General features: G+C 63.4%; 13 protein-coding genes and 1 pseudogene. 11 read left to right on the forward strand and 3 right to left on the reverse strand.

All coding sequences use genetic code 11. From position 1 onward, the window contains the following. Positions 1-68 precede the first annotated feature (68 nt). Complete coding sequence (locus GL284_RS17995; RefSeq protein ID WP_028718944.1) at positions 69-791, reverse strand: isochorismatase family protein; 723 nt, start codon at positions 789-791, stop codon at positions 69-71. 173 nt (positions 792-964) lie between these two features. On the opposite strand from GL284_RS17995, the gene GL284_RS18000 reads away from it, so the two are divergent. Further along, entirely contained in the window at positions 965-1861 is an 897-nt protein-coding gene (locus GL284_RS18000) for a LysR family transcriptional regulator (protein ID WP_028718945.1), read from the forward strand. A 3-nt stretch (positions 1862-1864) separates the two neighbouring features. Here GL284_RS18000 and GL284_RS18005 read toward each other — a convergent pair whose 3' ends face one another. Continuing rightward, positions 1865-2773 carry a LysR family transcriptional regulator gene (locus GL284_RS18005; protein ID WP_036762307.1) on the reverse strand — a complete coding sequence of 303 codons (909 nt, stop codon included), beginning with the start codon at positions 2771-2773 and terminating at the stop codon, positions 1865-1867. Positions 2774-2919: 146 nt separating this feature from the next. On the opposite strand from GL284_RS18005, the gene GL284_RS18010 reads away from it, so the two are divergent. Genes GL284_RS18010 through GL284_RS18030 form a run of 5 tightly spaced genes read left to right on the forward strand, consistent with a single transcriptional unit; the run spans position 2920 to position 7850 of the window. After that, positions 2920-3984, forward strand: coding sequence for an ABC transporter substrate-binding protein (locus tag GL284_RS18010; RefSeq protein WP_120441246.1), 1065 nt, complete (start codon positions 2920-2922; stop codon positions 3982-3984). Positions 3985-4027: 43 nt separating this feature from the next. Next, positions 4028-4936, forward strand: coding sequence for an ABC transporter permease (locus GL284_RS18015; RefSeq protein ID WP_081791309.1), 909 nt, complete (start codon positions 4028-4030; stop codon positions 4934-4936). 47 nt (positions 4937-4983) lie between these two features. Further along, positions 4984-5748 carry an ABC transporter permease gene (locus GL284_RS18020; RefSeq protein WP_341870500.1) on the forward strand — a complete coding sequence of 255 codons (765 nt, stop codon included), beginning with the start codon at positions 4984-4986 and terminating at the stop codon, positions 5746-5748. 11 nt (positions 5749-5759) lie between these two features. Beyond that, a complete protein-coding gene (locus tag GL284_RS18025; RefSeq protein ID WP_150350655.1) occupies positions 5760-6830 on the forward strand; it encodes an ABC transporter ATP-binding protein in 1071 nt (356 codons plus the stop codon). Between the two features lie 18 nt (positions 6831-6848). After that, positions 6849-7850, forward strand: coding sequence for a dipeptidase (locus GL284_RS18030; RefSeq protein WP_150350654.1), 1002 nt, complete (start codon positions 6849-6851; stop codon positions 7848-7850). 80 nt (positions 7851-7930) lie between these two features. Here GL284_RS18030 and GL284_RS18035 read toward each other — a convergent pair whose 3' ends face one another. After that, positions 7931-8848 carry a LysR family transcriptional regulator gene (locus GL284_RS18035; protein WP_150350653.1) on the reverse strand — a complete coding sequence of 306 codons (918 nt, stop codon included), beginning with the start codon at positions 8846-8848 and terminating at the stop codon, positions 7931-7933. Between the two features lie 128 nt (positions 8849-8976). On the opposite strand from GL284_RS18035, the gene GL284_RS21370 reads away from it, so the two are divergent. The 5 genes and pseudogenes from GL284_RS21370 (at position 8977) to GL284_RS18055 (ending at position 13537) form a co-directional block, all read left to right on the forward strand. Then, entirely contained in the window at positions 8977-9129 is a 153-nt protein-coding gene (locus GL284_RS21370) for a hypothetical protein (RefSeq protein ID WP_190941614.1), read from the forward strand. After that, positions 9060-9986 (forward strand): glycine betaine ABC transporter substrate-binding protein, encoded by a 927-nt coding sequence (locus GL284_RS18040; RefSeq protein ID WP_190941547.1) that lies wholly within the window; start codon positions 9060-9062, stop codon positions 9984-9986. The genes GL284_RS21370 and GL284_RS18040 overlap by 70 nt, the downstream gene beginning before the upstream one ends. A gap of 107 nt (positions 9987-10093) precedes the next feature. Beyond that, a pseudogene (locus GL284_RS18045) lies at positions 10094-11439 on the forward strand (IS5 family transposase). 142 nt (positions 11440-11581) lie between these two features. Next, positions 11582-12454 carry an ABC transporter permease gene (locus tag GL284_RS18050; protein ID WP_150350651.1) on the forward strand — a complete coding sequence of 291 codons (873 nt, stop codon included), beginning with the start codon at positions 11582-11584 and terminating at the stop codon, positions 12452-12454. A 3-nt stretch (positions 12455-12457) separates the two neighbouring features. After that, positions 12458-13537, forward strand: coding sequence for a quaternary amine ABC transporter ATP-binding protein (locus GL284_RS18055; protein ID WP_150350650.1), 1080 nt, complete (start codon positions 12458-12460; stop codon positions 13535-13537). The last annotated feature ends 18 nt before the right edge of the window (positions 13538-13555 follow it).

Genomic DNA, 13555 nt, shown 5'->3' on the forward strand with positions numbered 1-13555 from the left:
TTGGCTCGCGCCCGTCTTCGCGGCGCTGAAAAAAGGCGCCGGCCGCAAGGGACCGGCGCCAGTTGGGGTTATTCCGCCGCCATCTTCTGGGCGCCGAGGCCGTCGATATAGGCCACGCATTCATCGACGGTGTGGACGTCGCCGAACTTGGCGTCGATGTCGAACAGGTTCCAGGCCACCGCGCCCGGCACACGGTCGCCGATGGCTTCCTTGACCGCGATGGTGCGGAAGCCGTCCGCGATACCGTCGCAGATCGTCTGGCGCACGCAGGCGCAGGCGGTCACACCGGTGACCAGGATGGTATCCACGCCGTTCGCGCGCAGGATGCCCGCCAGCTCGGTGCCGTGAAAGGACGAGGCGCGCTTTTTCAGCAGCGTGTATTCGCCGTCAATGGGCGCGATGCGGCTGTCGATGGCCCACAGGTCCTTGTCCTTGATGTCCACCACATCGACCGGGATCTTGTTGTGCCACAGGCCCATGTCGGTGAAATCGGCGTTGCGGTCGGTGATCTCGTAGGCCGTGGTGACATGGACGACCGGCAGGCCGGCGGCGCGGAACGCCTTCAGCAGCTTCTGCATGCCGGGGATGATCTCGTTGTCCATCTTCTCCTGGTCGCAGGTGAAGGGGTTGCCCGGGCGGGTCCAGGCATTCGCCAGATCGACGCTGACCAGGGCCGGACGCTTTCCGAAGCCGACGCGGCGCTGGAAGCCGCGCTCCTTGTAAAGTTTGGTCGCGGTGTCGAAGGCTTCCTGCAGCAGGCGGTCCAGTTCCTTGGTGTCCACTTCGCTCATGATCGAGATCCTTGTCTGGGTAAGAAAGGCGCAGCGCTGCGCCGGGTATCCGAGCCGCCGGCATCCATCGTCCGCCGCTCTGAGGGGCATATTCCGCGTTTCCTTGACCCGGGGGAAATGGCGTGTCAGCAATTATTCATGCACCAGATGCATCAATTGTAAGGCGCCGTTTCATGAGCGATCATTCCGGCATCGAGAATGTCCATTCCTTCATCACCCTCGCCCAGGAACTCAGCTTTCGCCGCGCCGCCGAGCGCCTGCATCTGGACCAGTCGGCGCTGAGCCGACGCATCCAGAAGCTTGAAGTTACACTAGGCTTTCGGCTTTTAGAGCGGACCACGCGCGAGGTCCGGCTGACCCAGGCCGGGCGCAGCTTCTATGACGACAACGCCGACCTGCTGCGCGGCTACGAATCGTCGATCCAGTTGGCCCGGCGCATCGCCGAGGGCAAGCTGGGCGCGCTGAACGTCGGCTATATGGCCTTCGCGGCCACCGAATTGATGCCTGCCGCGGTGGCGCGGTTCCGACAGGCGCATCCCGAGGTCGACCTGAAGATCCGCTATATCCGCACCCAGGGCCAGAAGATCGCCCTGGCCAATGACGAGATCGACCTGGGCTACATGATCGGGCCGTTCGATCACTCGGATTATCACAGCCTAACGCTCTCGCTCGAACCGCTCTATGTGGTGACGCCGCGCAACCATGCGCTGCTGCGCCTGCCGGTGGTCACGCCCGCGGACCTGGCGAGCCAGGACATTATCCTGGGCGATACCCATGAATGGGAGGAATACCGCTGGCGCCTGGCCAATCTGTTCAGCGCCGAGGGCATATCGCTGAACATCACCATCGAGGCTTCGAACACCCTGGCCCTGCTGGGCCTGGTCGCGGCTGGGCTGGGCGTGACCGTCTATCCCGAAAGCCTGATCGGATTTCTGGGCCGCAGCGTCGAGGTGCGCCCGATCATCCACCCGCAGTTCCGCATCAGCACCGTCCTGGCCTGGAAACGGTCGAACCGGTCGCGCCAGGTCCGCGAATTCGTGGAGGTCGCCAAGCTGGCCGGGATGCGCTAGTGCTCAGGGAAGGGCCGGAACGCTGTTCCGGCCTTGAGTCCGCAGGAATTTAAGGAAGGTTTCCAGCACCTCCGACCTGTTCGTGCGGTCCCAGACTGCGGTGACCGGCAGCTTGTTGGTCACATCCCGCAGCGGGCGCACGGCGACGCCCAGGCGCGGCAGGTTGCCGACGCAGCTGGAATAGATCGTGACCCCCACCCCCGCGACCACCAGCCCGAAGATGCCTTCGCTGTTCGACGCCTCCAGCACGATGTTCGGAAAGAACCCTCGGCTGCGGCATTCCGCGAACAGCCTGCTGCGGAAGGCGGCCCAGTTGTCGCCGGTGCCCAGCACGAAAGGCTCGTCCGCCAATTGCGCCAGCGTCAGGGACGGTTGGGCGCAAAGCGGGTGGGAACTGGGCAGCAGCGCGACATAGTCGTCCTGGTCGAAGATCATCTGCCGGGTCGTCTTGTGCTCGAAAGGCCCGATCATGAAGCCGATGTCGATGCTTTGCTGCAGCAGCGCGACGTGCTGGAGGGTGGTCGGCATGAAGATCAGGTCCAGCCGGATGTCGGGATGCGCGCTGGCGAAATCGCGCAGCACATGTGGCAGGTGGCCGTTGATGGCGAAATCGGTATAGGCGATTCGCAATTCGCCCCGGATGCCACGCGCGGCATGGCGGGCCCGGTTGATGGCCCGGTCGATCTGGCCTTCCACAGTAGCGATCTCGGACAGGAAGGCCTTGCCCGCTGCCGTCAGTTCCACCCGGCGGGTGGTGCGCAACAGCAGGGGCACGCCCACCTCGGCCTCAAGCTGCTGGATGATCTTGGTCAGGGCGGGTTGCGCGATATGCAGCGCATCCGCCGCGCGGCCGAAATGCAGCTCGTTTCCGACTGCCGAAAAAGCGCGCAGATGACGAAGGTCCAAGCCCATGGCACGGCTCATCATTGATAACTTGTAGGAAATAATAAAGTGCAAATTGATATTTTACAAATGGCGAATCGTCCTGCATCGTTTGTGAAACATCCAAAAGACGCAGGGCCAACGAAGCCCGCCACACAACAGGGAGATTGCCCATCATGGCAAGCCGTATCATCGATTCCGCAACATTCTCACGCCGCGGCACGCTGGGCCTTTTGCTCGGCGGCGTGGCCGCAGCCGCCATCGCGCCGCGCAGGGGCTGGGCTGCCAGCGGCACGGTCGTGGTGTCGAACTGGGGCGGCGACTGGAACGACCGCACGGTCCGATACGTGGAAAAGCCGCTGCTCGAGGACAAGGGCTTCAGCATCGTCCGCGACCTGGGGACCGAACCCGAGCGCAAGGCCAAGCTGATCAGCGAAAAGCGCATCCGCCGCGCCTCGGCCGACGTGATCCATATCAACAGCTCGGACGCCTTCGAATTGCAGAAGCAGGGGGTGGTCGCCGAACTGGATACAGCGCGCATCCCGAATTACGCCGATACCGCCCCGGAACTGCAAAGCCCCTATTTCGTCCCTTGGCTCTATAGCGGCGTGGTCATCATCTATGACACCACCAAAGTATCCGAGCCGCCGAAATCCTATGCCGAGCTTTGGGATCCGAAATGGGCGGGCAAGGTCGGACTGACCAACCAGCTTTACTTCAACTACATGATGATGGCCGGGCTGGTCGAAAAGGGTGACATGACCAGTGTCGAGGATGGTAAGGCCCGCCTGGAACGTCTGGCCGCGGACAGCAAGCCGCGTCTTTACGCCGCCCACCAGCAGTTGCAGGCCGGGCTGGCCAACGGCGAGGTCGAGATCGCCGTGAACTACAAGGCACGCGGGCTGCAATGGGCGCATGACGGGCTGCCGTTGGCTATCCAGTATCCCGAGGAAGGCGCGATTGCCGTGACCTTCGGGGCCTGCCTGACGCAGTTCGCCGCCAACCCCGACGCGGGTTATGCCTATCTGGACGCCATGCTGGATCCGCAGGCCATGGCGGGCCTGGCCGAGGCCAGCTTCTATGCCCCCGCCAACACCAAGGCCGCGCTGTCGGATGACTTGCGCCAACTTGTCGATTTCTCGGCCGAGGAGCGGGCGAAGATGCGTTTCCTCGACTTCGACTATGTGGCGCAGAACACCGCCGCTTGGCTGGAATGGTGGAACAAGTCCTTCGCCGTCTGAACCGCACGCTTGCTCCAATCCGCCCTTGCATGAGAGAACCTGCATGAGCATGACCGAGATGGCAGTAGATCCGGCCCCGCCGCCCACCCCTGCCGGCACGCCCCGGCGCCTGGGCGCCCCCTGGCTCAGCGCACCGGCAATGATCTTCGTGGCGCTTGGCCTGCTAGCACCTCTGGCCCTGATGCTACGCAACAGCCTGAACCGCTATGATCCGGCCGAGCTGATGATCAGCGCGGTCACGGCCGAGAATTACATCAAGTTCTTCGGCGATGCCTTCTATCAAGAGGTCCTGTGGCGCACGATCGGCATCTCGGCCCTGTCCACGGCGATCTGCCTGGCCGCCGGAATTCCGCTGGCCTATTTCCTGGCCCGCCATGTGGCGCCCGGCGCCAAGCGCGCGCTGCTGCTGGCGATCCTGGTGCCGCTGTTGATCGGGAACGCGGTCAGGACATCGGCCTGGATGCTGATCCTGAACGACCAAGGCGTGCTGGCGGCCTTTCTGCGCCTGTTCGGCTGGGACGGGCAGCTGGGGCTGATGTATTCCTCGGCGGGGGTCACCATCGGCCTGGTCTCGGTCCTGTTGCCGTTCATGGTCATCACCCTGAATAGTGTCTTCGAATCCATCGACCAGAACCTCGAGGACGCGGGTCAGAGCCTGGGCGCGGGCCACCTGACGGTGATGCGCCGGATCGTGCTGCCGCTGGCGATGCCCGGCATCCTCGCGGGCAGCGTCCTGTGCTTCATCCTGTCGATGAATGCCTATGCCACGCCCGTGCTGATTGGCGGGCCGACATTCCACATGATGGCGCCGACCGTCTATCAGCAGATCGCCAAGGTGATGAACTGGCCCTTCGGCGCGGCCCTGGCCTTCATCCTGATGGCCGTGACGCTGATCCTGACAGTGGGCGTGTCGGTCCTGGTCCAGCGCCGCTATCGGAAATGGAGCGAGTGATGCCCGCACAGTCACGCGCCATCCGCCGGGGTTACGCCGCCTTTGCCGTGCTGGCCATCGGCTTCATCACCCTGCCTTTGGTCTTCATCGTCTGGATGAGCTTCTTTTCCAACAAGATCCTGTCCTTTCCGCCGCAGGGCTATACGCTGGACTGGTATCTGCGCGCATGGGAGCTGTCGGATTTCCGCAACGGCTTCTTCCTCAGCATCCGGACCAGCCTGATCGCCACCGGCATCGCCTTGGTCCTGGGCCTGCCGGCCAGCTTTGCCCTGGCGCGGACCCGCTTCAAGGGGCGCGAGGCGATCAATACGGTGCTGATGTCGCCGATGATTGTGCCCGGCATCGTCGGCGGCAGCGCGCTGTTCGTGTTCTTCCTGGAGGTGGAGTTCCTGACCGGCTGGCGCATCGCCGGGACCAGCGCAGGCCTGCTGGTCGCCCACGGACTGATCGCGCTGCCCTGGATGACCAGGCTGGTCACCACAGCGCTGATCTCGGTCAACCCTTCCGTCGAAGAGGCGGCGCGCAGCCTGGGGGCGGGACCGTTGACGGTATTCTGGCGCATCACCCTGCCGGTCATCAAACCGGGCGTGATCGCCGGGTCGCTGTTCGCCTTTATCAACTCTTTCATCGATCTGGAAAAATCGCTGTTCCTGGTCGGACCTAACAGCACGACCTTGCAGATCGCGCTGATCAACTACCTGGAATGGAATTTCGACCCGACCATCGGCGCCGTCGCCACCGTGCAGATCGCCCTGGTGACGGCCCTGCTGATCGTCACCGACCGCTACGTGAAGCTCAGCCGCGCCTTCTGAAAGGATAAGCCATGTCTGACGTCGTTCTTCAGGATGTCGCCAAGCATTACGGCACCGCCATCGCGGTGGAAAACATGACGCTGCGCATCGCCGATGGCGAATTGGTGGCGCTTCTTGGGCCTTCGGGCTGCGGCAAGACCACCACCCTGCGCATGATCGGCGGCTTCGTCGATGCGACCAAGGGGCGGATTACGGTGGGCGGGCGCGACGTGACCGGCCTGCCGCCAAACCGGCGCAACATGGGCTTCGTGTTCCAGAACTATGCCCTGTTCCCGCACATGACCGTGGCGCAGAACGTGGCCTTCGGGCTGGAGATGCGCAAGGTGAACAAATCCGACGCCGCCCGCCGCGTGCGCGAGGCACTGGCGCGGGTGCGCCTGTCCCAATACGCCGACCGCTTGCCCAAGCAGATGTCGGGCGGCCAGCAGCAGCGCGTGGCCCTGGCCCGGGCGCTGGTGATCGAACCCGACGTGCTGCTGCTGGATGAACCGCTGTCGAACCTGGATGCCTCGCTGCGCCAGGAGATGAAGCTGGAGATCCGCCAACTGCAACAATCGCTGGGTCTGACCACGGTCTTCGTCACCCATGACCAGGACGAGGCGATGAGCACCTCCGACCGCATGGTGCTGATGTATAATGGCCGGGTGGAACAGGTTGGCGCGCCCGACCAGATGTATACTCAGCCGCGTTCCGCCTTCGCCGCAGCCTTTCTCGGCATTCCGAACCTGCTGCGCGGACGCATGGCGGCCGATCACGGCAGCTTCGTGACCGATGCGGGGCCGGTCCTGCGCCTGGCAGGGCAAGCGCCCGTCGCCGGCCCCGCCTGCCTGGCACTGCGCCCCGAGGTAGTGGCGATTGTGACCACGGCGCCCGACGAAGGGGTCAATGCCTTGGCGGGCCGGGTCGAGGTGATGAGTTTTCACGGTGCGGCGGTGGAATACCAGATCGCGACCGAGGCCGGCCTGCGCATGACCGCGCGCACCACAGCACCCGGTCTGGGCGGCGCCACGCCGGTGCCGCAGGGCAGCCGCATCTGGCTGTGCTGGTCCCCCTCTGCCGGCGTGATCGTCAGCGAACACTGAACCGAACAGGAGAAGACGATGAACGACCTGCCCCCCGTTTCCGGGGCCGATGTCCTGCATGCCCGGCTGACTGTCGTGGACGGGCTGATCGTGTCCGATTTCAACCGCGCGATCTTCCAGGACATGCGGCGGGGCGGCATCACGGCCGCCAACTGCACCTGCTGCATCTGGGAGGGTTTCACCGGCACGATGCGCAACATCATGCAGTGGAAGCAGTGGTTTCGCGACAATGACGACCTGATCCTGCAAGTGCACAGCACCGCCGACATCCGCCGCGCCAAGGCCGAGGGCAAAACCGGCATCATCCTGGGCTGGCAGAACATCACCGGCATCGAGGATCAGATCGGCTATCTGTCGCTGTTCAAGGATCTGGGTGTCGGCATCATCCAGATGGCCTACAACACCCAGAACCTTGTCGCGACGGGCTGCTATGAGTCCAGGGACGGCGGGCTGTCGGATTTCGGCCATGAGGTGGTGGCCGAGATGAACCGCCTGGGGATCCTGTGCGATCTGTCCCATGTCGGCGCGCAAAGCAGCCGCGACGTGATCCTGGCCTCGCGCCAGCCGGTCGCCTATTCCCATTGCTTGCCCGCCGGGCTGAAGGCGCATCCGCGCAACAAGACGGACGAGGAGTTGCGCTTCATCATCGACCATGGCGGCTTCGTGGGCGTGACCATGTTTACGCCCTTCCTGGCGCGTGGGACCAACGCGACGGTCGACGACTATGTCGATGCAATGGAATACGTCATCAACCTCTGCGGCGAAGAGCGGGTTGGCTATGGCACCGACTTCACCCAGGGTCATGGACAGAAGTTCTTCGACTGGATCAGCCATGACAAGGGCTATGCCCGCCGCCTGACGGATCTGGGCACGATCAAGAACCCGGCCGGCCTGGACTCGATCGGTCATACCAGCGCTCTGACCGCCGCCATGCAGCGCCGGAACTGGCCCGAAGCGAGGATCGAGCGCGTCATGGGCGAAAATTGGATCGCCCTGCTAGCCGAGGTCTGGCGGGGTTAAGAGGCCAATGGCTGTGATGATGCGGCCGCCCTCCCCCGGCGGCATCAGTGTGACGTAAACCCGATCCGCCTGTGGCTCCGCTATTTGTCAACATGACTAGGGTATAACCCTATGCTGTGGGATAGAACCTCTCTCAGCTGTTCGTTCAGCTGCTTCACGAAGGTCGTTGCCAGAGGGCTTGGCGTACTGTTGCTGCGCTGAACCAGGCCGACGACCCGAGAGACGCCGCCGGTCTCGATCTCAAGCGCCGTCAGACCGGCAGGCAGCGTGGTGCAGGCAAGCGCGGGCAGCAGCGTGACCCCGGCATTCGCCCGGACCATCGCCAGCAGAGAAGTGATATTCCTGATCATCAGCCGGGCCTTGTCGACCATCTCCGCATATTCAGGCGCGTTTATTGCCCGCGCGGATTCATTGACGATCAGATCTTCGGTCAGCAGATCCTGCCAGCAAAGGGGTCGGGGAAGCCGAGCCAAAGGGCTCTCGACTGCACAGACCAGTCGGAAAGGGTCCTCGAACAGCGGTGCAAAGGACAGGGGCAGCTTGCCCGGCGGCGGGCCGCCGATACCGATATCAGCCTCGCCGGTGACGACCATTTGCTGAACCTGATGACTGTCGGTATCCACCAGGCTGACGGCTGCGCCGCTCTGGCGGCGAAGGAACTCGCGCAGGATCGGCGGCAGGATGCGTGATGCGACCGATGGCACCGCCACGATATGCAGACGGCCCAGCCGGCTCTGGGCAAAGGCCTTGATCGTCTCGATGCCGCGGTCGTGGTCACGGATCATCACCTCGGCCATGTCGCGGACATAGGTTCCCAGAACGGTCAGCCGGCTTTTGCGGTCCTGTTCGAATAGGGGCCCGCCCAGTTCGTCCTCAAGCGCGGACAGCGTCATCGACACCGACGACGGGGTGCGCAGCAGGCGCGTGGCGGCGTCCTTAATATTGCCCTCCTCTGCCACCGTTAAAAAACTTCGCAGCATCTCGATCTTGATTGCCACTTCACACCTGCTTCAGGTTTTCTTAATCAAATGCCAATTTTTCAAGATTGATTGAAATCTCAGGGAAGCGCTAGGTGCTGTCAACCCGCTCGTCACGAAATACGGGGAATCAACATCGGAGCATCCACATGACCAGCATCAAGGTCTGCCTGACCTGTTCGGCCTTGGCCCTTGCCGCCCTGCCCAGCGGGCAGGCGCGTGCCGAGCCCAATTGCGGAAATGCCGGCACCATCACCATAGCGGAAATGACCTGGGCTTCTGCCGGAATGCTCCCCAGGTAACCCAGCGCATCCTGCAGGATGGCTTCGGCTGCGACACCGCGCTGCAACCCGGCGACACTGTGCCCGTCGCCAGCTCGATGCTGACGCGCTCGCAACCGGATATCGCGCCCGAGCTTTGGGTTTCGACCGCGCAGTCGGTCTGGGACCAGATGATTGCAAAAGGCAATGTCTATAAGGCCTCGAACACCTATACCGAGGGCGGTATTGAGGGCTGGTGGGTGCCCGACTACATGGTCGAGGCGAACCCCAAGCTGAAATCCCTCACCGATCTGGCCGCAAACTGGAAGGATTTCGCCGACCCCTCGAACCCGGAAAAGGGCCGCTTCTATGGCTGCCCTCCGGGGTGGGGCTGCGAGATCATCTCGGACAACCTGTTCAAGGCGCTGGATCTAGGCAAGACCTTTGAGGTGTTCTCGACCGGCTCGGGCGAGAACCTGAAGGCGTCGATCGCCCGGGCGGTGGCGGCGCGTCAGCCCTTTGTCGGCTGGTATTGGGGGCCGACCGAGGTGATCGGGAAATACAAGCTGGTCCGGCTGGACATGCCCGCCTATGACCCGGTCAAGTTCAAGTGCCTGACCCAGACCGACTGCGCCAACCCCGAGGTGACGGGATGGGCCCCGCGCGAGGTCGCGGTGGCCGCGACGACGCGTCTGCGGACCGATGCCCCAGACGTGGCGACGTTCCTGTCCAAAATGACCGTCCCCAATAACGACATGAACGCCATCCTGGCTTGGGCCGATGACGCCAGCGCCAGCCCCGAGGAGACTGCACAGCATTTCTTTCAAACCTACCCGCAGGTCTGGAAGACATGGGTTCCGGCCGATGTAGCCCAGCGCGTCGAGGCTAGTCCGATCTGAACAACCTCTACCACGTTGATTTTGGGTAGTGAATCTGCGGTTTTGTTCGCTTTGATTTGCAGAGTTTCGTATGCTTGGGGCAGAAACCTTGCAATTTCAGGTCGCCGATGAAGCCCCATTCCCGCGTGCCCGAACAAGATGATCTCCTTCGCCCGAGGCTGGTCGACATGATCGACGCTCGCCATGAGCTGGTGAAGCTCGCGACGCTGATCGACTGGGATTTCTTCGAGCGGGAATGGGTGAGTTTCTTTCCCTCGCATCAAGGGCGCCCGGCGACGTCGCCGCGACTGGTCGCGGGGCTGATGTATCTCCAGCATGCCTTCAAGCTCTCTGACGAGGCGATCGTCGCCCGGTGGATTGAAAATCCTACTACCAGCACTTCACCGGCGAGACCTTCTTCCAGCACCGTCCACCGATCGACCCATCCTCGCTGACTCGCTGGCGCAAGCGGATCGGCGAAGAGGGAGTGGAGTGGCTGCTGACCAAGACGATCGAGGCAGCTCGGGCCTCTGGCGCGGTCACCGACAAGAGCCTGAAGCGGATCGCAGTCGATACGACCGTGATGGAGAAAAACATCGCCCATCCGACGGATGCCCGGCTTTACGAGCGCGCCCGGGCTCTGATGGTCGGTCTGGCGAAGGAGGCCGGGATCGAGTTGCGCCAGAGCTACGCGCGGCTTGCCCCGCGTCTCGCCGCCCAGGTCGGGCGTTATGCCCATGCCCGGCAGTTCAAGCGCATGCGCAAGGCCCTGCGCCAGCTCAAGGGCTATGCCGGCAGGATCCGCCGGGACCTGCGCCGGCATTTGCAGGACATTCCCGAGGGAGCCTTGCGTGACAGGGTCTTGGAGACGCTCTGGCTGGTTGGTCGCCTGCTCGCGCAGACCCCGAAGAGCAAGGACAAGATTTACTCCCTGCACGAGCCCGAGGTCGATTGCATCTCCAAGGGCAAGGCGCGGGTCCGCTACGAATTCGGCACCAAGGTCAGCCTCGCCACGACCATCGACGAAGGTTTCGTCGTCGGCGCCCGCAGCTTTGCCGGCAACCCCTATGATGGCCACACCCTGGCACCTGCACTGGAGCAGGTCGCGATCCTGACCGACCAGGTGCCCGATCTCGCCGTCGTCGACCGCGGCTATCGCGGCCATGGCGTGGGCACCACCAAGATCCTGATCAGCGGCATGCGGCGCGGCATCACGCCGTTACTGGCCAAGCTCCTGAAACGACGCAGCGCCATCGAACCCGAAATCGGTCACATGAAGGCCGACGGACGTCTTGCCAGATGCCCGCTGAAGGGCCGCATTGGCGACGCGGTCTTCGCCGTTCTCTGTGCCTGTGGCCACAATATCCGCAAGATCCTGGTCCATCTCAGGGTTCTTTGGGCCCTGTTACTCCACCTGATTGCGGCAATCATCTGCCGCGAAAGGGCCCTTCACAGGCAAGCATTGGCCGCCTGACACGGTTGTTCAGAGCCGACGAGGCTAAGCTGGCCGACTGATTGCCCCCGGGGAACGGCAGCGCCTTTCCCTCCCCCATTTACCTGCCGGTCGGCACGCGCGACTTGTTGCACGCCTGGGCCGCGCAAGATGGAGAAACCGCATGGCGCAGGGCTTTCCCGAAATCTTTGACGTCAGGACATTCGGCGCGGCGCTGGACGATGCCTTTACGGGCATTGTCTCGACCTATGGCACCGCGCTGAGCAATTGCTTTCTGCCATTGCTGAAGATGCTTACCCTGTTCGAACAGACATTGCAGGCGCTGCCCTGGTGGTCAGTCGTGCTGGGTTTGGCAGTTCTGGCCTGGGCAATGTCCAGAAGCTGGAAAACGGCGCTGCTGGTCGGCCTGCTAACCTTTGGCATCGGGGTGGTGGGCGTGTGGAACGCGGCCATGTCGACACTGGCGCTGATGCTGGTGTCAACGCTGCTCGCCATCCTGATCGGCGTGCCGCTGGGCATCGCAATGTCGCGCTGGAATGGCTTGCGCGCGGTCGCGCTGCCAGTTCTGGACATCCTGCAGACCATGCCGATCTTTGTTTACCTGATCCCCTTTGTCATGCTGTTCGGCCCAGGCAAGATCCCTGCCCTGCTGGCGACGATCACCTTTGCCATCCCGCCCGTCATCCGCTTGACCGATCTGGGAATTCGTCAGGTCGACGCGGAGACCATCGAAGCGGCGCATTCCTTTGGGGCCTCGCCCATCCAGACGCTTTTGTCGGTTCAGCTTCCGCTGGCGCTGCCGACGATCATGGCAGGCATCAACCAGACCACGATGATGGCGCTTTCGATGGTGGTCATCGCCTCGATGATCGGCGCGGGCGGACTGGGCTATCAGGTCCTGCAGGGCATCCAGAGGCTGGAGGTCAGCCGCGGGTTGCTGGCGGGAGTAGGCATCGTCCTTATGGCCATCATTTTCGACCGGATAGCACAGGGCTACGGCCAAAGGGTTCAGCGCGCCCGGAAACAGGAGAGCTGAGGCATGGGTCAAGAAATCAAGATCCGGGTCGAGAATGTCTGCAAGATCTTCGGCCCCAATCCTGCCAAGGCCCGCGAGCATGTGCGCGCCGGCATGGGCAAGGCCGAGTTGCTGCAGGCGACAAACCACGTCCTGGGCCTGCACGACATCAATCTGGACATTCCCGCCGGACAGATCTTCGTGATCATGGGCCTGTCCGGGTCGGGCAAGTCCACGCTGATCCGGCATTTCAACCGCCTGATCGAGCCCACCGATGGTCGCATCCTGATCGACGGTCAGGACATCCTGCAGTTGGGCACGCTTGATCTGCGCGAACTGCGGCGCCGTCGTATTTCGATGGTGTTTCAAAAATTCGGCCTGCTGCCACATCGCACCGTGCTGGACAACGTGGCCTATGGCCGGATCGTCGGCGGCGAGCCCGCAGCCGTCGCGCGCCGCAAGGCGGCCGAGTTCATTGGCGTGGTCGGGCTGACCGGCTTCGAAAGCCATCTGCCGTCCCAGCTGTCGGGGGGCATGCAGCAGCGGGTCGGGCTGGCCCGCGCGCTAGCCACCGATGCCGAGATCCTGCTGATGGACGAAGCGTTCAGCGCGCTGGACCCGCTGATCCGCACCGAGATGCAGGTGCAGTTGAAGGCGATCCAGAGCCAACTGGGCAAGGCCGTGGTCTTCATCACCCATGATCTGGACGAAGCGCTGTATCTGGGAGACACGATCGCGATCCTCAAGGATGGCCAGTTACGCCAGGTCGGCAGCGGCAACCAGATCCTGATGACACCCGCCGATGATTACGTCAGCCGCTTCGTGCGCGACGTGAACCGCGCGAGGGTGCTGTCCTGTGGTGGGCTGGCGCGGCTGCAATGCGAGGGCTGGTCCACGCAACCGGGGCAATCGCCCCGCCTGATGGCGCCGGACGGCAGCGCCGCCCCTCATGACGAAATCGACGCCGACGCGCCGCTTGAGGCCGCGTTCGCCACACTGGCGGCCACCGCCACCCCGGTCGTTGTCACCAGCAACGGACGCGCCATCGGGCTTTTGGACCGTGGCGCCGTGCTGGGCGCCCTGCACCGCCCAGCCGCACAGTAAGAACCGAAGGACAAACAG

Source organism: Paracoccus shanxieyensis (assembly GCF_009711265.1).
GTDB lineage: Bacteria > Pseudomonadota > Alphaproteobacteria > Rhodobacterales > Rhodobacteraceae > Paracoccus > Paracoccus shanxieyensis.